The organism is Aliifodinibius sp. S!AR15-10 (assembly GCF_031569985.1).
In the GTDB taxonomy this organism is placed as follows: domain Bacteria; phylum Bacteroidota; class Rhodothermia; order Balneolales; family Balneolaceae; genus JAMQKA01.
In genome coordinates, this window is record NZ_JAMQKA010000001.1 from 95,869 (window position 1) to 115,912 (window position 20,044).

The 20,044-nt window shown below is 44.4% G+C and carries 18 protein-coding genes and 1 pseudogene; 12 read left to right on the forward strand and 7 right to left on the reverse strand.

Annotation, left to right across the window (positions count from 1 at the left end; genetic code table 11):
- The first annotated feature begins 110 nt into the window (after positions 1-110).
- The 8 genes from NC796_RS00395 to NC796_RS00430 all read left to right on the forward strand — a co-directional run bounded on the left by NC796_RS00395 (position 111) and on the right by NC796_RS00430 (position 8,754).
- Entirely contained in the window at positions 111-590 is a 480-nt protein-coding gene (locus tag NC796_RS00395) for a hypothetical protein (protein ID WP_310681164.1), read from the forward strand.
- Between the two features lie 62 nt (positions 591-652).
- Positions 653-862, forward strand: a complete 210-nt coding sequence (locus tag NC796_RS00400) for a hypothetical protein (RefSeq protein ID WP_310681165.1) — start codon at positions 653-655, stop codon at positions 860-862.
- 340 nt (positions 863-1,202) lie between these two features.
- A complete protein-coding gene (locus NC796_RS00405) occupies positions 1,203-1,610 on the forward strand; it encodes a hypothetical protein (RefSeq protein WP_310681166.1) in 408 nt (135 codons plus the stop codon).
- A 611-nt stretch (positions 1,611-2,221) separates the two neighbouring features.
- The gene (locus NC796_RS00410; RefSeq protein WP_310681167.1) at positions 2,222-3,160 is read left to right on the forward strand and encodes a BTAD domain-containing putative transcriptional regulator; all 939 of its coding nucleotides are present in this window, start codon (positions 2,222-2,224) and stop codon (positions 3,158-3,160) included.
- Positions 3,157-3,663 (forward strand): tetratricopeptide repeat protein, encoded by a 507-nt coding sequence (locus NC796_RS00415; protein ID WP_310681465.1) that lies wholly within the window; start codon positions 3,157-3,159, stop codon positions 3,661-3,663. The genes NC796_RS00410 and NC796_RS00415 overlap by 4 nt, the downstream gene beginning before the upstream one ends.
- A gap of 80 nt (positions 3,664-3,743) precedes the next feature.
- The gene (locus NC796_RS00420) at positions 3,744-4,082 is read left to right on the forward strand and encodes a hypothetical protein (protein WP_310681168.1); all 339 of its coding nucleotides are present in this window, start codon (positions 3,744-3,746) and stop codon (positions 4,080-4,082) included.
- Between the two features lie 200 nt (positions 4,083-4,282).
- A complete protein-coding gene (locus tag NC796_RS00425; RefSeq protein WP_310681169.1) occupies positions 4,283-5,476 on the forward strand; it encodes a hypothetical protein in 1,194 nt (397 codons plus the stop codon).
- 527 nt (positions 5,477-6,003) lie between these two features.
- Positions 6,004-8,754 (forward strand): IPT/TIG domain-containing protein, encoded by a 2,751-nt coding sequence (locus NC796_RS00430; protein ID WP_310681170.1) that lies wholly within the window; start codon positions 6,004-6,006, stop codon positions 8,752-8,754.
- Between the two features lie 465 nt (positions 8,755-9,219).
- On the opposite strand, the gene NC796_RS00435 is transcribed toward NC796_RS00430, so the two are convergent.
- Entirely contained in the window at positions 9,220-10,995 is a 1,776-nt protein-coding gene (locus tag NC796_RS00435; RefSeq protein WP_310681171.1) for a DUF885 domain-containing protein, read from the reverse strand.
- A gap of 479 nt (positions 10,996-11,474) precedes the next feature.
- On the opposite strand from NC796_RS00435, the gene NC796_RS00440 reads away from it, so the two are divergent.
- From NC796_RS00440 to NC796_RS26695, 3 genes are all read left to right on the forward strand, one after another.
- Positions 11,475-14,084: a BTAD domain-containing putative transcriptional regulator gene (locus NC796_RS00440; RefSeq protein WP_310681172.1), complete on the forward strand. Its 2,610-nt coding sequence runs from the start codon at positions 11,475-11,477 to the stop codon at positions 14,082-14,084.
- A 228-nt stretch (positions 14,085-14,312) separates the two neighbouring features.
- Positions 14,313-14,807, forward strand: coding sequence for a lipocalin-like domain-containing protein (locus NC796_RS00445; RefSeq protein WP_310681173.1), 495 nt, complete (start codon positions 14,313-14,315; stop codon positions 14,805-14,807).
- Positions 14,808-15,865: 1,058 nt separating this feature from the next.
- On the forward strand, positions 15,866-16,174 hold the full coding sequence (locus NC796_RS26695) for an SIR2 family protein (protein ID WP_409070335.1): 309 nt from the start codon (positions 15,866-15,868) through the stop codon (positions 16,172-16,174).
- Here the strand turns inward: NC796_RS26695 and NC796_RS26700 are convergent.
- The 6 genes and pseudogenes from NC796_RS26700 to NC796_RS00475 form a co-directional block, all read right to left on the reverse strand.
- Positions 16,136-16,486, reverse strand: a pseudogene (locus NC796_RS26700) (DNA-binding domain-containing protein); the annotation flags it as partial. The gene NC796_RS26695 and the pseudogene NC796_RS26700 overlap by 39 nt on opposite strands.
- Positions 16,487-17,295: 809 nt before the next feature.
- Complete coding sequence (locus NC796_RS00455) at positions 17,296-17,529, reverse strand: hypothetical protein (RefSeq protein WP_310681175.1); 234 nt, start codon at positions 17,527-17,529, stop codon at positions 17,296-17,298.
- 470 nt (positions 17,530-17,999) lie between these two features.
- Positions 18,000-18,239 (reverse strand): DUF4469 domain-containing protein, encoded by a 240-nt coding sequence (locus NC796_RS00460; protein WP_310681176.1) that lies wholly within the window; start codon positions 18,237-18,239, stop codon positions 18,000-18,002.
- A 320-nt stretch (positions 18,240-18,559) separates the two neighbouring features.
- The gene (locus NC796_RS00465) at positions 18,560-18,727 is read right to left on the reverse strand and encodes a class IIb bacteriocin, lactobin A/cerein 7B family (RefSeq protein WP_310681177.1); all 168 of its coding nucleotides are present in this window, start codon (positions 18,725-18,727) and stop codon (positions 18,560-18,562) included.
- A gap of 42 nt (positions 18,728-18,769) precedes the next feature.
- Positions 18,770-18,943 (reverse strand): hypothetical protein, encoded by a 174-nt coding sequence (locus NC796_RS00470; protein ID WP_310681178.1) that lies wholly within the window; start codon positions 18,941-18,943, stop codon positions 18,770-18,772.
- 33 nt (positions 18,944-18,976) lie between these two features.
- A complete protein-coding gene (locus NC796_RS00475) occupies positions 18,977-19,144 on the reverse strand; it encodes a hypothetical protein (protein WP_310681179.1) in 168 nt (55 codons plus the stop codon).
- 476 nt (positions 19,145-19,620) lie between these two features.
- Here NC796_RS00475 and NC796_RS00480 point away from each other — a divergent pair, with 476 nt between their 5' ends.
- Entirely contained in the window at positions 19,621-20,004 is a 384-nt protein-coding gene (locus NC796_RS00480) for a helix-turn-helix domain-containing protein (RefSeq protein WP_310681180.1), read from the forward strand.
- Positions 20,005-20,044 lie beyond the last annotated feature (40 nt).

Genomic DNA, 20,044 nt, shown 5'->3' on the forward strand with positions numbered 1-20,044 from the left:
ATCATTCCATTGAGAAGTATACATACAACACGTTGGCCCCGCCGCTAAAATACCGGGGTATTGAGCAGAAAACATCATCAAACAAAACACAACTCATCAACAGAATAGCTATGAACTGGTTTGATTTACATGACCTCGAAAACAGGTTAATTGAAAGTAATGTCTCAGATCAAGAAGGGTTTTATTACCTGCTGGCCAATGTAATTTTATTTGGAATAGGTTCGTACGGGACTGGTGACAGCTACAATTACAACATTTTCATGTATGCTGACATGGCAATAGCGCTTTGTATCACGATTGTTGGCCTGAACCTCACATTTAAAGTGAACAAGAAGGGAGATAACCAGGATTATTTTAAACGATTCATGGCCCTGTACTTCGTAATCGGCATACGATTAGTCCTGTTTCTAGTTCTTTGCATAACACCCGCAATAATCCTCGGGTATTTCATGCTCGGTGGAGCATCATCCAACAAGACCGTTCAAGACTTTGTCTTTCTAAGCCTTTATACTGCTGTACTGATCTTTTTCTATTACTTATTAATACAGTCCTTTCAAAGGGTAGCCCAGCATAATCCCGGGGTGGAGTAATCATTTCCTGCTCGATCTTTCATATGAGCCCGTCAGATATTTCAAGCAACCAATTATTCATTATGGCATTTTTAAACATCAAAAACCTTAACACATTTCTCGTCGCTTTTATCGGCGCCTTTTTGTGGCCACTGATCAATTATCTTTTTTTCGGTGGAACCATCGATGCTATTGATGCAGTAAAGGAATCGTTTTGGATTGCCGTATTGATAACCGTTGTTATTGTTGTGACGAAACGAATTTTATACGGCAAACAAACTGCAACTGAGTAACCCCTTTCAAGATTTGCTCTTTACCTGAAGAATCCTCTCGATCCTTCCATAGCATAGCTTGGTACTGTTGATCTGCGTCGGTACTCCAGCTAGACGTTCTGTGCCCCAACACACCAATAAGGATCAGACGCGGAGCGTACGGTTCCTTCAGCTGCAGAACCAATGAAGTGAAATAAGCCCCCGATCCTCATTCCTATTTTATCTTTTTCGGCCTTTTTAGTTTCGAATTAAGCAGTTACGGAGTAATTTTTAAAAATATTCAGTTTGATTCGATGCTACTGCGCAAGCTTGTGAGACAAATGAAACCTTAACCAGCGGTTAACTATAGGAGGTCAATGGAATGAATGAAAAGACGAAAGTACTCCTCGAAGAATGGAAAGAAATTCGTGAATCGCTTCGCTACTTTGGAAACAAGCGGTTTGCCCAGCTTACAGTATTTATTGCAGGAAGTGGATTTATGTTTGATGCCTTTTTTAATCAACCAGATACAATGAGTAACTGGGTCCTTCCAATGCTTGGTTTTATATTTGGCGTTTTATTTTATTTGATGGAACGCAGCTCAGTAGACTACTGGAAAAAGTTTGTTGAGCGGAGTAAAAAAATTGAAGAAGAGATAACATATCTTCGCTTGATGACAGACCACAGACCCAGTGGCAGGGTGTTCTCGGCAACAAATGCAACCTATTTTCTATATATATCCATTAGCATTATTTGGATCGCATTACTACTGCTTTCCTTGTTTACGTAATAAAACTGTATCGTAAATATTCCTTCGGATATGTATTACTTCTAAATACTTCTTTCTAACACCTTTAATAGCAAAAGATTAAAAAAACGGAAGGTGGAACAGAAGGGAGCAACCATGGGAGACTACATCGGATACTTTTTTCAGGTGTTGTCCTTCCCATCTGGAGTTTGGATTATACAACCTTAAATAAACGGTCTTAAGCAGGAGGTTAATATTCGAAATCAGTAGATCCCAAATACTTTTTACCTAGTTAATTATAACGCAGCAATTACTTGGTGGACTTAACCCTTGATCCGGATAAGCCATCCCACCTGATTTCCACATCGATATCCATCTCATCGAACAGCATCTGATCGTCAAACTCTACAGTAGTAATTAGATAATCTTATCTACGTCATAGACAAATGAAAATACCGGTCGCGTCGCAGCAGATCACAAAGTGTACCTGCAGGCGTTTTCCCTTCCGCTGGTCATACCGTTGGACATCCGGGGGGTATTCTTAAATTAAGATAAATAATGGCATTTGTGTGAAAGGCTGATTTACTTATTATAAGTAATTTAATTTCAAGTACTTGGTATTAAATCGAGCAATTTCATCAGATGGAATTCTGATGCCTGAGAAACTACATATCAATCTATTTGGTGGGTTTTGTCTAAAATTTAATGGTGAGCAGATTGCTGATTTAGATTCTCCTCGCCTTCAGCAAATCTTGGCTTACCTTATTTTAAATCGGAGTTCTCGACAGTCTCGTCAGTATCTAGCCTTTCAGTTCTGGCCCGATAGTTCTGAAAAACAGGCTCTGGCCAACCTTCGTAACCAATTACATCTGTTACGTAATGTCTTTCCTGAAGCCGAACGTTATTTAATTGTCGATCACAAGTCTCTTCAGTGGAACACTCAAGTCACATCCATATCAGATGTAGCCAAATTTGAGGTGTCTGTAAGGCAAGCCAAACAGGTTAAAAAAGAAAAGGACACCCACCAAATAAAAGCTTTAAAGAAAGCAATAAGCCTTTACAAGGGTCCACTTTTGCCAGAATATTATGAAGACTGGATCGAGCATCACCGAGTCCGCTTGAAACATGCATATGAATCTGCCTTGCAGAAACTAATCGAATTACTGGAAAATGATAGAAATTTCGATGAAGCCATTTATTATGCAAAAAAATTCATTCAACATGATCCTCTAAATGAGACCGCATGGCGCTGGTTAATGAAACTTTATGCCAGTGATAATAACCGGGCCAGTGCCTTACAAACCTATCGTAAGTGTGCTAACGTTTTAAAGGAAGAATTTGATGTTAGGCCATCTAGGGACACTACAGAAGTTTACAAAAGGCTTCTTTCCAGTTCTGAAGAAATCGATACAAAGACTATAGAACAAAAAATAAACCATGGTAATCAGGAGAAACTTATCGATCAATACCAAGAAGAAACGGAGTCTCTTGGATCAGCTAGTGAAGATGTGGTAGAAAAAACAGAGAAGAAATTTAGCCCCAAGAAAACTGAAAACAAGATAGATTATGGCTTAAAGGAAATTACCAGCTGACACAGCTCAACGATAATGCATTCCAGTGGGCCCTTGATTCTTACCAAAAAGCAATCGAAATAGAACCAAACTATCCCCAAGCCTATGCCGGTTTAGCCTTGACATATTTACTGAAAGGGAGTTGGCATGGATTAGTCCCACCAGGCCAGGTTTATCCCAAGGCAAAGCAAGCTGCTAATCAAGCACTCACGCTAGATTCTACAGTTGCTGATGCTCATATAGCTCTTGCACGGATTCAACACCTTTATGAATGGGATTGGGAAGCTGCTGAAATAGCCTACAAAAGGGGTATTGAACTAAGTCCTAGTACCACGTTCGCAAGGATACTGTATGCAAATTTTCTTACTTCAATGGGGCGATTTCAAGAATCAATTAAAATATGTCGTCGGATACTTGAAATTGATCCTCTTTCAACTGCCGTGTATAATGAGCTGGGATTTGCCCATTGGCATGCAGGTAACAGTAAAAAGGCGATAGAGCTTATTAATGATGGCTTCAGTTAAATCCCGACTTTATCCAATCACATGGTCTAATTGCTTTAGTCTATCTGACCGAAAAAAAATTCGAAAAGGCGATTATGCATATGCAAGAAGTCGATCAGGGAAATGAGCAAGTATCATCATCAGCCATGGGCTTTAAGGGATTTCTCTATGGGAAAGTAGGTCTGACAAAAGAAGCACGGTCAATACTTTCATACCTTAATGAAGTTAATAAACGCTCCTATGTACCTCCTGCAGCATTTGCATACGTGTATATAGGACTCGGGGAATACGATGAAGCACTCGACTGGCTGGAAAAGGCCTACGAGGAGCGCGATGTGTCGATAGTTTGGATAAAAGCCAATAAGTGGATGTTTGATTATATAAGTGCTGAACCACGTTTTCAGTCACTACTAGATGACATGAATTTTCCAGACTTTTAAAGAGCACTCAGTCACCATTCAATTTTGTCTGTTCTGGTTTGCTAGCTAAGTCCAAAATTTCCAAAAACAACTTGGATTTAGCAGATGCATTGTCACTTTGAAAACGGTATATAAACGATATAAAAACGCCTCTCGATTAGCTTATGAGTATTGGAACCATTCCAGGTTCATCAATAAAAAACAAATAATCGGAGGCTATCATGAAACGATCCAGATCAAAATCAATTAAATGTAGATCGATCTTATTTTCGAATAAGTGTTTTGGACTGCTCCTAATATTTATTCTTGCTGCAGGCTGTACTGATCAAGATTCACTCACATCGTTCAGTGATCAAGATGATAAACCAAATAAGACGGAATCGTCCAGCCATCATAATTTCTTATATTCAGCCACTTCAAACTCCATCGAAGATGCTGCTCTAATTGTTGGAAATTTTACTCCCGGGGATCCTGCGAATGCAATACTTCGTTACAAAGCTTCGAACGGTGACTTCATTGATGAATTCATACCGGAGGGTAATAATGGGCTCAACGGCTCATGCTGCATAACATTCGGACCCGATGAAAACCTTTATGTGTCAAGCCCAGGTACGGGTAATGTTCTTCGCTATAATGGGATAACAGGTGAGTTCATCGATGAATTTGTTGCAGCGGGAAGCGGGGGACTAAATTTACCACTGATTACAGTTTTCGGACCGGATGGGAATCTATATGTGGGCGAATTAGTCACTGAAAAAATTCTTCGCTATAACGGAACCACTGGCGCCTTTATCGATGAGTTCATCGATCTGGAAGGTGACCCTTCGCCTCCATTTTTCGATCCTCAACTTTTTGTGTTTGGGCCCGACGGCAATCTATATGTGACCAGTACGGAGACTGGTAGAATTTTCCGTTACAATGGAACTACCGGAGCCTTCATCGATGTGTTTATTCCCAAAGGGCGCGGTGGTCTCGTCAGTCCCAATGGAGTTGTCTTTGGTAATGATGGAAAATTATATGTTACTGACAATGTGCAACACCAAGTTCTTCGCTATGACGGAAATACAGGGGAATTTATTGATGTTTTTGTGCCAGTGGGCAGTGGTGGACTGCATGTGCCTGTAGGCTTAGTTTTTGGACCTGATAGCAACCTCTACGTAGCAAATAGTTCGGGAGTTGCCGGGGATGGTAACATACTTCGCTACGACGGTAATACGGGCGAATTTATAGATGAATTTGTGTCAAACGGTGTTGGAGGAATAACCGGGCCCCGGGTGATCGAATTCAAATCTAAGATAAACGTCTGCCATCAATCTCCTAGTGGTAAAAGCAACACGCTCTCAATAGGCTACCTCTCCGCTAGTGACCATATTGAACACGGTGATGAAATCGGATCATGTGCTAATGGCGATTAAGCCAAAATTAAAATTGGCTTTATCGCTCAATGTCATAGTCATCAGATGTATAATGATTAATATCAAAATCTAATTGATATAAATAGAGTCAACGATAAAGTAGTTTCTTAACGGGGGCCAGTGAGGTCTGGAGACCCGCTTCTTCCGGAAATGAACCTCCCGAAGTACCCCCAGCGTTGACCCAGGATCTGCCCGAAAAGTTATGCAAAATTGCCTTGCCCTGGGGGGCGCTTATATATAAGATACCCCCCTGGGCTTGAAACTGAACCGTAGTATTTGTAGTGGTTCATTCATATCGATTACAGTCGTGCAGCCGGGACTATTAGAACTAACATGATCTCGAATTAAAAAGTCGTTGGACCTACAGGTAAACCTGCCAATCTAATTGCACATAACATTATAGAGGGGGCTAAAATGTGAGCATTGAAAAATTAGGTAGTGAAAAAGACCAAAATTATTGTAAGTCTTAGGTTACAATAGAGCGACCTGCCAATGCAAACCAAAATTGAGAGAAACAGGGAGTAAATATGTCCAATAATGTGCCAGAAGAGGAGTATGGATTTTTTCGTCGCATTTGGGAAGCAATTTTACGGTTAATCAGACGCCTCTTTGGGGGTGGTGCCCCTCCCTCTCCACCTGTGGGTCCTTCTATAAGTTTGATATCTCCTGACAAGGGGTACCGGGGGACCTTGGTAGCCATCCAGGGATCTGGGTTTTCGGAAACCCGAGAAGATAACAAGGTTACATTCAATGGCGTGGAAGCGGAGGTTGTTAAGGCCTCGACTACGGAGATCAAGGCTATAGTTCAGACGGGAACCCAGACAGGCGCTGTTGAAGTGACAGTCGACGGGAACACGGCCACAGGCCCGGATTTCACGGTATTACCATATCCCAACGCTGGGGCTGGAGAAGATGGTCCCCCAATATACTTTTCTGGTACCGGAGCCCCGGGAGCGGCGGGGAATGTATCCCCGACCGGAACGGCAAAAGTCCTGGTCTCCATTGTCTACCCCAGTGATCAGACGCCGGCCAATCCCACAAACCTACGACAAGATATTATCGACATTTGGGATGATGTAACCACCTTCTACGATCAGGCCAGTTTTAACGACCTGACTGTAGATATTGATATCCTATCCAGCTGGCATGAGCTTTCAGGCAACCAAGCCACCTACTACAAAGCCAATAGCGAGGCCGGGTATCCCAATATTGACTGGGGTGTCATCGATCGCCTTATGGCCGAAGCTGCGCAAGCAGCCGAAGACGATGGCTATGACCTCAATGATTACGACATGATGGCCTGTGTGATTAACCTGAATGGTACCTTCATACGGGCCTGGGGCGGGTTTAGCCGGCAAAACTTTGCCTATGAAAACAGTTCGGCCGGGTTGGACATCGATATTACCCTGGATGATCCCTTGCCCCTTTTTGTGATCGGGGAGGAAGCCGACTGGGGCCGTTGTGCCCACGAATTTGCCCATAACCTGCTGGATCAATCCGGAGCGTCCGTTACCGACCGCATCGGCGGGGTGACCCTGGGAGAGGATGTGTACAGCTCGGATCTTATTGACTCAAGTGAGGCCACCGCTGCAGATTTTGAGATGATGGGATTTCATGACGACCATCCCTTGTTTTCTGGTTATTATATGGAGCAGCTCGGATATTATGATACGTCCGATCCCGAACATATTCGAACGCTGAACTGGGACCGCAACCCTACCTCCAATGAAATTGAAATCGTCGCCCACGGTCTGAGTATTAATACCGCCGCCGACCGTTGCCACCTGGTGAAAATTAAAGTTGCCGAAGGGTTGTTTTATTACATCGAAGTGCGCCAGCGTCCCGGGAGTACCTCCCAAATATTTGATGACTCCATACCGGTAGGATCTGCGCCCAATGACGGAGGGGTTATAGTAACTCGGGTATTAACGGATACTATTAATATCAATCAACAAACTCGATTCATCACGCTCCTGCACGATCCCGTCGTTCTTAAGAACGGGGAAACGGCGGTAGATCCCGCCCGGGCGTTGACCATTAGTGTTGAAGATGACGGGGTTGCAAGCCGACCGCTGGTTTGCTCGGTGAAGGTGGAATGGGCACAGGAAATATCTGATGACCCGGACGGAAGGTTCGATCTGAACCTCGAACCGTGGGACAGCAACTGGCAGACGCCCGACATATGGGTGGATCGTGACCCGTACGGCAGTTACGATAAGTCGAACGATAGCGAGGGACGCCCGAAAGGAAACGGGGACAAGCCGCGACCGGCCGAAATCAACCGATTTTATTCCCGAATCCACAATGATGGGGCCGACGACGCCAGTGACGTGAAGGTCACGTTTTACTCGGTAGAACCTCCCGGGGTCGGTGATAATGGGAATTGGAGTCCACTTAAGACCGAAACCATATCATCGATCACGGCGGATGATTTTGAGGACATTTATGTAAACTGGGTACCAGTTGTAGATCGCCATACCTGCCTGAAGGTATATGTGCAACACCAGTTGGGGGAGATTACCGGAGGCAACAATGCGGCCCAGGAAAATGTCTTTGATTTTGAAGCCCCTGCCTCCAGCGTTCCGTCGCCTGTGAGAATGCCGGTAGCTGTTCGAAACCCATTGGACAAGCGAGTATGCGTACACCTACGCACTTCCCGGGTACCTATGGGATACTCCGTCCACTACCCCCATCGCTGGGTCTGGTTGGATCCCAAACAAGAACGCTCCTTCCCGATAATGATTATTCCAACCGAAGACTATGGGTGGTACACAGAGTTTAGAAGAAAAATTGGAATGACGACTGATATTAGCCTACAAGGCGATGTCCCGCGGATGTACGCGGATAAAGTCAGCCCCAATACCTATCCTGCATCATGGGCGTTCCCGATCGGGGGTATTACGATGAGCGTAACCCCCAAACGACGAGCCTCCATTGAGATTCAGGCCGAGAGTGAAGGGCGAACCGCTTATGTTACAGGCAACTTAACGCCACCGATGGATAATGAGCGTGTTCGTATCGACTATACCGATCAATTTGGATTCCGTAATAGTGCAGTGGTATCCACCGGGGTAAATGGCCAGTTTTCTCACCGATTCTCCCCGGAGAAAATGCAGGATGAAAATGCACGACTCGTTGAACAGGACCCAGACCATCTGCCTAAGAATCACCCCGGCACGTTCCCGGTTTGGGGAGAATACAGAATACAGGCGCATACGATTAATTCTCCCAATGCGTCACAGGCAAGCTCTAATGTGGTAAGTGTTAAACTTCAGTAAAACTAAAAGCTGATTTTTGAGATCAGTTTTCTTGAGAGGGGTTCATAGGGAAAATAGAAAGCTTTAAACCTGAGTTCGAGATAAAAACTGTCATTGCGAGGGATTCAGTGACCATCGGGAGCAATCTCGTGGCAATCTCCTAATAGTATGAACAAAAATCAGGTCGGGAGATCGCCACGTCGACTTCAATATGGAGCCGGCTACTATCAAAGACGCCTCCTCGCGATGACAGCCTTTCTCTCATTGTGCCATTCATTTTTTCGATGAGGAAAAAACGAACCTAAAAAACTCACCAGAAAATCCTAGATGTTGTTCTAACCTGCTATAAAAGCGAGGCTTGCTTTGGAACATTTCTGATTGTTGTAATCACCAGCGTGGTCAGGGCCATGTCCGCCCACTGTCGTGACCAAGCCAAAGGGGAATAATCTCCAGCAATTCTTCATTCCTAGCTTTAGTTTCGTTCCCCTATTCATTTTCTGCAATCCAGTTATTGATTTTCTCTTCAAGCAATGAAAGTGGTATGCAGCCGGTCTCGAGCACCTCGGCGTGATAGGCACGGATGTCAAACTCATCGGCAAGCCGGGTACGGGCTTTTTCGCGAAGTTCACGAATTTTTATCTGGCCTATTTTATAAGAAAGAGCCTGGCCGGGGTTCGCCATATACCGTTCAATTTCTGAAGTGATGCCCGCTTCCGATGCCGCTTCATGATCCAGGGAATACTGTATGGCCTGCTCGCGGGTCCATCCTCTGCTGTGCAATCCCGTATCTACCACCAAACGGATAGCTCGGTGCATCTCAGCACTCAGCATCCCAAAGTACTGGTACGGATCGGTATACAATCCCAGTTCCTTTCCAAGCGATTCAGCATACAGCGCCCATCCTTCCCCGTAGCCGCTGTACCAGAGGGCTTTTCTGAATTCCGGAAGCTGGTCGTTCTCCTGCGTCAGCGAAATCTGGTAGTGGTGGCCGGGAATGGCCTCGTGTAAAAACAGCGACTCGTCCCCATACACATTATACTCGGAGGCGTTGGGAACCGGGACATAGAAGATACCGGGACGAGTCCCGTCCATCGACCCCGGGTTGTATTCAGCACTTGCCGATTTCTCGCGGAAGGCTTCTGTGCGGCGTATTTCGAACGGCGTCTCGGGCTTGACACTAAAAAGAGAGTCAACGTTGGGTTTTACCCGGTCGTGTATCTCCTGGAAATGGGCGATCACTTCATCCGGGCTATCATAGGGCATCAACTCCGGGTTCGTGCGCACATAGTCGAAAAAGGACTGCAGGTCATCCTCATAACCGATCTGCTCTTTAACTTTTTCCATTTCGGCGCTAATACGTTTCACCTCATCCAGGCCCAGTTGATGAATCTCATCCGCCGTCATATCGGTGGTCGTGTACTTTTTGATCTGGTGCCGGTAATACGCTTCACCGTTGGGAATGCCGGCAATGCCGCTGGTTTCCCGGCCTGCAGGTAGGTATTCATTTTGCATAAAGTCATGCAGTTCCCTGTAGGCAGGAATAATTTTGTTGGTTATCGTGTCACGATAGGCAGCCCTCAGCTCATCCTTTTCCTGGTCTGAAAAATCATCGGGAAACTGTTCCACCGGGCTGTAAAACAGGTGGTTTTCCACATCGCCGCCATTACCCGTCATCGCCTCCATTTGTGGAATCACTTTTCGTATCAGGGATTTGGGGAGCACATATCCTTTTTTCATTCCTTCCCGCATATTTGCTTCGGCCGTTTGCAGCCACTCCAGGTACTCGTCCACACGCGAAAGCCAGTTCCGGTAATCTTCCACCGAGTTAAACGGCTGCGCATTGGTACCGCTTGCAAGCTGACCCATATACAGGTTGACAGACCACATCTGGTCGATGGGCAGATACCGGTATTTGTCGAATTCCAGGGTCTCAAGGTTGATGGTGCATTCCCATTCCAACACCGCTTTCGACATCCGCTGGGTCTCGTTTAACTGCGCATCCTCGAATGCGGACACCTTTTCCCTGTAGGTTCTGTAGTACTCCCGGAGACTGTCGGCATAATCCTGCGACAGCAGGTTGGGAAAACGATCCGTGTACCGGGCGTCGCCAAAGCTCATTGCTTCTATGGGATCAAGGCGTACCCCCTCTTCATAATAGTTCTCGAGGAGCTGTTCAAATTGAGCACCGGTACTGTCTTCGGCGGGTTCACATTGTGAGATTACCAAGGCAAGGCAGGACAAAACCAATATTTTTTTGATCATGGGACAGATTCTTGATTAGTATCAACGGCAATGCTATGAGACAGAAAATATAATATAGGCTACTGAATTGAACCACCATTGGCAAATGCCGGGAACCCACAAACACCTCCATCTACTTTATAAACCTGGAGATCGCTTCCCCTTGTGCCTTTCATTTTTCGATGAGGAAAATCCGCCGGAAGAAGGTCAAAGCAGAACCAAATGAACTTGCTAATCATCCCCCCCCTTCGGACTCCAACATTGCTTCTTAAAAATCCTTGCCTAAAGGGGGACCACTTCATGACAAATTCCTCATTCCTAATTTTTCATTTTTAATCCCCCCGTGCAGGTTTCCCGGTACTCTTTATTAACTAGTGAACTCTCATGTTATCGAAAAGGTATAACGAAAGGTAAAAGCACTCGATAAAAAATGGCGTAAATACTTAATATTTATTTAGTTATATGTAATAAATGCTTTTTGACATAATTCTATCAGTTACATGCAAAATCAGGGAGAGTTGCATATCAAGTTGTTGGGAGGTTTTCACCTTAGCTACAAGGGGGAGCCGATAAACATAACGTCATCCCGCCTCAAGCAGCTGCTTGCATACTTGCTTTTTCATTTAGAATTAAGACACTCCCGAGAACATATAGCGTTTTTATTCTGGCCTGACAGTACAGAAGAGCAGGCCCGTACCAATCTTCGCAATCTTATCTACCAGTTGCGAGGAACCCTCCCAGATGCAGACCACTTTTTAGCTATTGATAACACCACATTGCAATGGAACACCGAAAGTGCATTTTCTTTGGATGTTACTGAATTTGAATATTGCATTACGAAATCTGAGAACCATGCCGATCCCACACAGAAAATCAAATTCCTGAAAAAGGCGATTTACCTTTACAGCGGTCCCCTGTTACCGGAGTGCTATGAGCGATGGATTGAACAACCCCGCCACCAGTTGCAGCGATCATACGACGAAGCCTTAAAAGATTTGATTAACCTGTTGGAAGAAACAGGAACACTTGAAGATGCCATCCAGGTGGCTCAAATACGAGTTGCATTTGACGATCTTAATGAAAACGCCTGGCGTGAGCTCCTTCAACTCCAAATCAAAAATAACAACCACTCCAGTGCTCTGCAGACCTACCGGGAATGCGTTAAGGTTTTACAAGGAGAACTTGATGTTGACCCATCAGAGGAAACCAAGCAACTTTACCGCCAGCATCTTTGCAACGGCTCCGATGCAGGCAATGGGTATAGCAAACGTAACCAAGATGGCAACTCGAATAACACCAAATCATTGAGTTCAGAAAATGATTCTAATCTAGAAGAGGGTGCAAAAATTCATAACTCGTCAAATAAGGACGGGATAACGGATGGTAATAGCGAACCTGGCATCCTCAAAATTGTAAGCAACAGGCCATACTTGTCTTCGGGAATTCTGATATTATTGCTAGCCATTGTTGGAATCCTTTACCTGCCAGACGCCCCACCTCCCGATATCTCACTTGCCGTTCTTCCCATTCAAAGCGCGCCCCATGATACGCTGCACCAGTTAGTAGCTGACGGTTTTACGGAAGTGTTGTCAGAAAAGCTTTCTTCAACCGAACTTTACCATTCCAGCTTCTCTGTTATTCCCTACCATTATATAAATTTGTACAAGATAACGTCTTCAGGCGAAGCAAACCGAATCTTTGGAGTCCATTTTACCATTACGGGGAGCTTACAACGCTTTCCACCCAGCCTAACGTTACGACTTAATGATACGCGAGATGGTACTGTACTCGATTCAATAAATTTAGAAATTTCTTCCAACAATTTTATTTCCCTTCAAAAAAATGCAGTGGACGCCGTTCTTGAAATGGTGGATGTCAAACAGGACACTGCCATAAAACAGGCGATTGCCAAAGATTTCCCTGCGAATCCGTCTGCCTATAACTATTACTTGAGGGGGACGGCATACCTTCAGAGGACCTTGTCTGAGGAGCATATTGATTATGCTACAATGCTATTTAAAAGGGCTATCGAGGAGGATGGCTCCTTTGGCCTGGCTTATTGGGCTCTTGGCAAAAGCTATTTGTACAGACACAAAGAACTGCAGGATGAAAAGGCGCTTGAAAGAGCCAATATATATTTAGATAAAGCCGAAAAACGAACTGGTAACCAGGGAAAAATTAAAATTACCAGAGGATTTATTCATAAGGAAATGGGAGAATATGCTAAAGCAATAAATAATTTTAAAGAAGCCGTGGACTTGGTCCCCAACAAGACAACTACCTTCATTACATATACTAATGTGGCTGCTACTTACAATGAAATGGGGCAATTAAACTTGGCTGAAGCAACATATAAGGAAGCTATTACCCTAAAACCTGATTTCTGGCCAGCATATCACCACCTTGGTTACTTTTACCTGAAACAGAATCGCCATACTGATGCTTTAAAACAGTACCAGCATGTAATTGATCTCGCTCCCCATATCTCTACGGGATATACCCATACAGGGGCCGCTTTAAGTAGGAAAGGAGACCGTGAGAAAGCAGAAATAATGTTTGAAAAGGCATTTGCCATTGATTCATCTTTAGCCACCATAGCGAATTGGGCACATATCGCTTATGTACAACAGCGGTATGCCGATGCCGCTTATTACTATAAAAAATTAGTCGAACTAAACCCTCACTATTCGCCCCAGTGGCTTTGGGAACGATTAGCATTGGCCTGTGCAATGACACCAGAGCTAAAAGACAAGGCCCAGAACTATTACAAAAAGGCTATTGAAGCAGCTGAAGAAACGCTTATAGACAACCCGGACCATGCAGGGCTAATTTCTAAAGTGGGATCCTTTTATTCGCATATTGGAGATACAACAAAGGCACTCGAGTATACCAATCGAGCAATAGAGCTTGAGCTTTATGATATGACAGTCAATTTATTTGCTGCAATAACATATGAGAACCTCGGGAAGCGTGAAGAAGCACTGGATCAGTTATCAAATGCTTTGACGGTGACGGGAGGCGGTGCAATGTCTTCAATTCAGACTTCCCCCATACTAAAGGGGATAATGAAGGATAATAGGTTTAAAACGATGACCGGCCGGGATCGATAGGGTTTAATTCAACTAACAATTGTAAAAAACTTATCAATAAACGCTAAATAAACGGCCCTGAAACGCTGCAAGGTTATCTTGCACCAAAACCAGATTATAGCAGATAGTTTCAAGCTTTCTGATTCATCAAGAGAGACGTTTCATTCAGCTGAAACATGCAAAACACAACCGTTAACATTATCCGGTTCACGGGAACCGGTAATGGTTTAATTAACAAGGAGGGTAGTCATGAAGAACTTGGTTAGTATTATGTATTTTGCTTTGGCCATCTGCTTATGCCTGCAATTCAACGTAACTAATGTATGGGCACAAGATGATTTAAATGGTGCCTGGCAAGCAACTGAAGCTTGGGGAAATAATTCTGAAGATGGTGACTGGGAATTAAAGGATCTTCAACCAAGTCTATACATTTTCCTTGATGGATACTATAGTATAATGCTTGTAACGGGAGAAAAGGCCAGGCCTCTGATGAAAAAGGACGCTACCCGGTCATCAATAAGTGATGAAGAAATGCGATCTATTTTCATGCCCTTCATTGCGAATTCAGGAACTTATGAAGTTAAAGGTTCAAGTATTACCACTAAGCCGATGGTGGCTTTATGGCCTAATTTTATGGAAGGTGAATCTGATACGTTCCAATATAGATTTGAGAATGATATGCTGGTCTTGTCTGATGAAGGAGAAGATTGGAATTGGACCGCAAAGTTTAAAAGGCTTGAGTAAAGGCGATCACGGTAGATTTTGAACCTGGGTAGGTAAAGGTACTTATATATACTTTGGAAAGTTAAGTAATAAAATCAGGTGGGCACCCCCGACCCTTGCCCTTTGCTTCTTCCACCATGTTGTGCACTTTCTCCCTGAGGTTTGAAGGGTTTTTCTATTATAGTTTCACGGCTGGGGGAGATTGGCGAAATCCCATCTCTCAGCGCCAATATTTCTCAGCCCTTGGAAGCCAGAACTGTTAAGCTATAATCCCCAACAATTCTTAATTCCTAATTTTTCATTCTTCATTCTTAATTCCCCCAGTTTGTCTTTCCCGCTCCTCTTTATTAAATAGAGTTTCGTCAGGTGATGAGAGCAACAAATGAGATAAGCAGGATGAATATTATGTCAACATGTTATATCAACTGGTTTGACATAAGCTCGGACTATAATACAGTTAAAGAACCAAACCCTACCTTCACCTTGGCGTATGTTATCGCCTGCTGGATAACATTCTTATCTAATGGGTTATTTGCTATAACTGCAAGTTATAGTGCTTGGCAACGAGTCTCCAGTGTATGGTTCTTTAGTCGACTCGTGTGTTCATAGGCCCGTGAAGCTTCCACGCCGATAACCGACTTCCGGTATTGGCGGGGCAGAAATTACGATTGTAGAGGCAACTGATAGAGATTTGACCGCACTGCCTTGAACCGACAAAATGTTGAACTACGAAAACATATAATACAATGGAAGATGCTGCACTACGCAACACCCTACTTGACAAGTTCAACGAAGTTGAGACCGCTCCCTTTCTCTTCATAGGCTCCGGCCTCTCTCGGCGCTACATTGGTTTGGACGACTGGGAGGGCACTCTGCGGCATTTCGCCAAACTGACCAACCGCGACTACGAATACTACGCGGCGCAGGCTGGAAGCAAACTGCCGACGGTTGCCTCACTCATCGCTGAAGAGTTTTATGAAGTGTGGTGGCAGCATGATGACTACGCCGAACAGCGCGAGGATCTGAAGGCAGAATGCACGACTAAAAGTTCGCCGCTCAAATTCCAGATTGCCGAGTATATGCGCGAACTCGCCGATTTAGCATCAGTTCCGGACGAGTATGAAGAGGAGGTAGACGCCCTACGGCGCGTAACGGTAGACGGCATCATCACAACCAACTGGGACACTTTTCTTGAGAAGCTTTTTCCTGACTACACAGTCTATGCCAGTCAGGACGAGGTACTCTTCTCCTACCAGCACGCCGTCGCCGAGATTTACAAAATTCATGGCTGCTGCGTGGAAATGACGCAACTTCGGTTCACGCTCTTTGGGTTCTATCTTCTCTGTGGGGATCTCACTGGGCAGATCGCGCATCCGCACGCCGGATGAAAAGTTGATGTTCACCTGGTGCCGGTCGGGGTCAAAGCGATCCTCGTCCCCGTCAAACACCCCGCTGATGGACGGGCTGATATTGACCAGTGGCGTTACCACGGAGTTGCCCTGCGCCAGCAGGTTGATAATCCCCTGGGTGACCTCCTCAAAACCGGCCAACGCCTCGGCTTTGGTGATGGTGGAGCCCTCACGCGTCATATGCTCGAAGACGTCCTCCAGCGTGTAGGTATCCGGACTCTGGCTGACCGCCATATAGTCGTCCGGGTCATCGGTTATCGTGTTCTCTCTGAGATAATATTCTAAAGACATAATAATGGTTGTCTTTTTTTTTGAAAATTAGCCGGTCACTGCGGCCTCTCTGTGGGCATACCGCGTGCCGCTACCGGAGTGAAAGAATAATGTGTGAATCGGTACCCCCATCTACTTGATGAGAACCACGTTTTGTGGACTCTCTACTATATAGACCGACGAGAAGGCGATTCCTTACAAAAAAATTTAATTTTTTTTATTTCGGGGGTGGAAACGGGGGTAATATGCTTACTGGGCGGCCGGGTTTTCCGGCGAAGGCTGTTGTACTGGCGGTGGGATGGGGAGTTGCTCGGAGAGGACAGGGAGAGTCTTCATCCTGTAGTGTTGTCCATTTTTTTAGCGATAAAAAAATGAACGAAAAAAATCGCCGCATGATGAAATTTTTGTTGCGTTTCCTTCTCCTACGCTAAAACCATTTAACTCGATCCGCTGAGATACGCGGACCTCAGACACAAATGGTTTCTTAACGCTTCGGTTTCGGGCACTTTGGTCAACAAAAATTTCGAAGGGCGGGATGAAGAATTAAAAAATGTTTCAGAAACGAGCAGTATAACTAGTAAGATTGAGTCCCCCTTTGGGCAAATCATTGGTGAAAAGCATGGGGTGTTATCCGAAGCATGCACTCAGTAGTTTTAACGAAGGAGTGGGGGCTTGGGGGATGATCAGCATAGTTGCATTCCATTGCGTTGACTTCAGGTTTTACAGCAATAGATAGATGGAAATCGGAAGCATTTCTGCCTGACAAGTGGACTGGCAAGAAAAAGACTTACGACTTTAGGCCTTCAAACGTTGGGCTTAGCGTTCAACATCTAACTAACTTCTTTGGCTTTTCTAATCCCCTTAACAACAAATACAACCGGAATGATATTGGCGAAGAAAAGAGGAAGGGTAACCCAGAATGGAGTTGCTGGATTGTCGACGTGAATAATGCTAAGCAACCCGGCAAGCAATCCAAGCAAAAAAAAGCCAGAGATTATATACCCGATCGATTTTCCACTAAACGAAAGAGATCCAATTTGTACTGAATATCTATTGTTGTCCATGGTTGGAATATATTTCAACTGTTTTCAAAAAGTGAGCCTGCTACCCTGAGAATAACATACAATTATTTAGTTTGTAAGGGCCTTTACGCCATAGTAAAAGCCAACTCCAACAGCTACACCAATTTCTCCCCCGGTAAACTGTTCTCCTTTCGAAATGAGATTACCATCTGGAGATGATCCAGATAGTAAGGAAAACCGGATTGATGATTTTTAGCAAATACTCCCCCTCCACCTTTCGGCAGAGGAGGCAAGGAGCCGTTGTGGCATATAATAAGCGATGAATTGCCCCATCGCATTAGGCCTGAGGCATAAGAACCTGGAACTGTTAGTTCCTCTGACAGCGCGCCTTTCCGCACCTCCGTGGTAAACTCGAGGTTGCTTTGCACCTCCGGCCGGGCGACAGGTCGGGAAGCATGAAAATAAGCTCAGACGGCTTGTTCTGCAGCATTTTTTGGCCTACTCTCCATTCGCTACCGTCGCTGGTATTGATAAAAGAAGACGCCTTGGCTTAGGTCCTCCTCATCGAACTTCAGCAGCGCGCCGGTAATGCGGGCCCCGGCCAAGGGTGTAATGGTCTCGTCCTGGCTCCCGGTTTGACTGTCATAGTAGTGACGCAACTTCGGTTCCCGCTCGTTGGGTTCTATCTTCTCTGTGGGGATCTCACGGGGCAGATCCCGAAGCCATACACCGGATGAAAAGTTGATGTTCACCTGGTGCCGGCTGGGGTCGACGGTGTTTCAACAACAATATTAATTAGCATAATTATAGGCAGGGATAACAAACCAATACAATAATTCAAAAATCAGTAATAATAAAAGCGACCAACATATCATTGAATACTTTGTGAACTTAAATTCGCCTGATTTTCTACTATTTCTTTTTCTATTAAAGAAAAAGAAAAGACCCAAGTTTGATACAAATATCGGAAGATAGAAAAGAAATAAATTTTCTAGATAATCCATTTTCTGTTTATAAAATAGAAAGAGTGAGCAAACTTACATAGTTGCTCACCCTTGTTTTTAACTATAGATTAACCACAATCCGCTTTACCATCAGCATATCCTACTGCAGCGGCGCCTGCCAAAACCGCAGCATATATTCCAGCAACGGCTCCGATTGTAGCTAATACTCCAATTCCACCATTAATATTTTTAAGCTCTGACTCTTCAAGAGATTCCAAATCGACTTTAGGATTCATAATGATTGTTCTTAATTTAAAATTATTATTAAATAATAACTATTAACAGCCGCATGCTGAGTCATATCCTTGTTGATAAGCACCTCGGACTGATTTTACTATAACTCCGGCAGCATAGCCCAAAATATAGCCAATATCTCTTGTCACACTACCACCATTGATTTTTCTTAAATCAGAGGTATGCAACTCAGTAACTTTTGAGGTTATTAATTCCATAATTTAGTAATATTGATTTAATTTGAGTTTTAGTTATTGTGTAGCATCTTGATACCCTTCTACTATTCCCGAATAGTATTCAAAAGTTCTAAGCATAATACCAAGACCTATTGGAGGCATAAGATATCCACCATTAATTTTTTTTTGTTCATGCAGTTCAAGTTCTTTTACTTCATTTTTAATCAAAAATAATTCTTTCATAGAAATATATGTTTTGTGTTGATGTTATAAACTTATGAGAAATCAAATACTTCTCACTGAACAAATAAATACAGTGACTCATTTTTTTCTATTTCTCTCCCGTTAAACTGCTTTTCTTGAGAATTTGTCAGTTCTTCAAAACCCACAATAATTTTACCCTGCTACTCATAAACATAGCTTTGCCTGTAATGGACATAGGTAATAGGGCAGTCAAACTCTTCCTTAAGCTCCCGTAAAAACTTATATAGCAAGCGTTCAGAGATGTCTAGCCGGTCCGCGAGCTCCTCTGGAGGCCCGGTGCTCTTTCGGCATATCAAGGCGTCTAGTGGAATAATTAATTACTAAACTAATTACCTCGTATTATCGGTAATGGTACAAACACCCCAACCGATATCCGTGAGTGATTCCCAGCGTTGGGGATTGCTGGTGATGAGTCGCTCGCAAACGATCCAAAAATATGCTCCCAGCGTGCTCAAGTGATTTTATTGAGCGATCAAGGACTAACCTTAGACCAAATAATCTCCCGTATCGGATTGAGTCGGACCTCGGTCAACAAGTGGCGGCAACGATTTCACAGCGATGGACTCGCAGGCTTGCAAGATCGGCTCCGCAGTGGGGTGCCTGTCCAAATTAGTCCCCAGCAGTGGGCTTTGGTGATCCAAAAGGCGTGCGAGAAACCCGACGGCGGCTATACCAACTGGTCCCAGCAGCGTATCGCCGACCAGGTGGGCATCTCCCAAGGTATGGTTCATCATATTCTCAGGGAGGCGGATTTAAAACCTCATAAGACCGACTACTGGTGCGAGAAGAGCCCAGATCCGGAGTTTGAGGCGAAAATGCTGGCTATTGTAGGCTTGTAATATGCCTATTGTCGTGGAAGTGGCGCAGCACGGGCACGCG

Bases quoted from the DNA above. Each gene is read 5' to 3' on its own strand.
- NC796_RS00395 (WP_310681164.1), top strand. From the start codon at position 111: ATGAACTGGTTTGATTTACATGACCTCGAAAACAGGTTAATTGAAAGT.
- NC796_RS00400 (WP_310681165.1), top strand. From the start codon at position 653: ATGGCATTTTTAAACATCAAAAACCTTAACACATTTCTCGTCGCTTTT.
- NC796_RS00405 (WP_310681166.1), top strand. From the start codon at position 1,203: ATGAATGAAAAGACGAAAGTACTCCTCGAAGAATGGAAAGAAATTCGT.
- NC796_RS00410 (WP_310681167.1), top strand. From the start codon at position 2,222: ATGCCTGAGAAACTACATATCAATCTATTTGGTGGGTTTTGTCTAAAA.
- NC796_RS00420 (WP_310681168.1), top strand. From the start codon at position 3,744: ATGCAAGAAGTCGATCAGGGAAATGAGCAAGTATCATCATCAGCCATG.
- NC796_RS00425 (WP_310681169.1), top strand. From the start codon at position 4,283: ATGAAACGATCCAGATCAAAATCAATTAAATGTAGATCGATCTTATTT.
- NC796_RS00430 (WP_310681170.1), top strand. From the start codon at position 6,004: ATGTCCAATAATGTGCCAGAAGAGGAGTATGGATTTTTTCGTCGCATT.
- NC796_RS00435 (WP_310681171.1), bottom strand. From the start codon at position 10,995: ATGATCAAAAAAATATTGGTTTTGTCCTGCCTTGCCTTGGTAATCTCA.
- NC796_RS00440 (WP_310681172.1), top strand. From the start codon at position 11,475: ATGCAAAATCAGGGAGAGTTGCATATCAAGTTGTTGGGAGGTTTTCAC.
- NC796_RS00445 (WP_310681173.1), top strand. From the start codon at position 14,313: ATGAAGAACTTGGTTAGTATTATGTATTTTGCTTTGGCCATCTGCTTA.
- NC796_RS26695 (WP_409070335.1), top strand. From the start codon at position 15,866: ATGCGCGAACTCGCCGATTTAGCATCAGTTCCGGACGAGTATGAAGAG.
- NC796_RS00455 (WP_310681175.1), bottom strand. From the start codon at position 17,529: ATGGACAACAATAGATATTCAGTACAAATTGGATCTCTTTCGTTTAGT.
- NC796_RS00465 (WP_310681177.1), bottom strand. From the start codon at position 18,727: ATGAATCCTAAAGTCGATTTGGAATCTCTTGAAGAGTCAGAGCTTAAA.
- NC796_RS00470 (WP_310681178.1), bottom strand. From the start codon at position 18,943: ATGGAATTAATAACCTCAAAAGTTACTGAGTTGCATACCTCTGATTTA.
- NC796_RS00475 (WP_310681179.1), bottom strand. From the start codon at position 19,144: ATGAAAGAATTATTTTTGATTAAAAATGAAGTAAAAGAACTTGAACTG.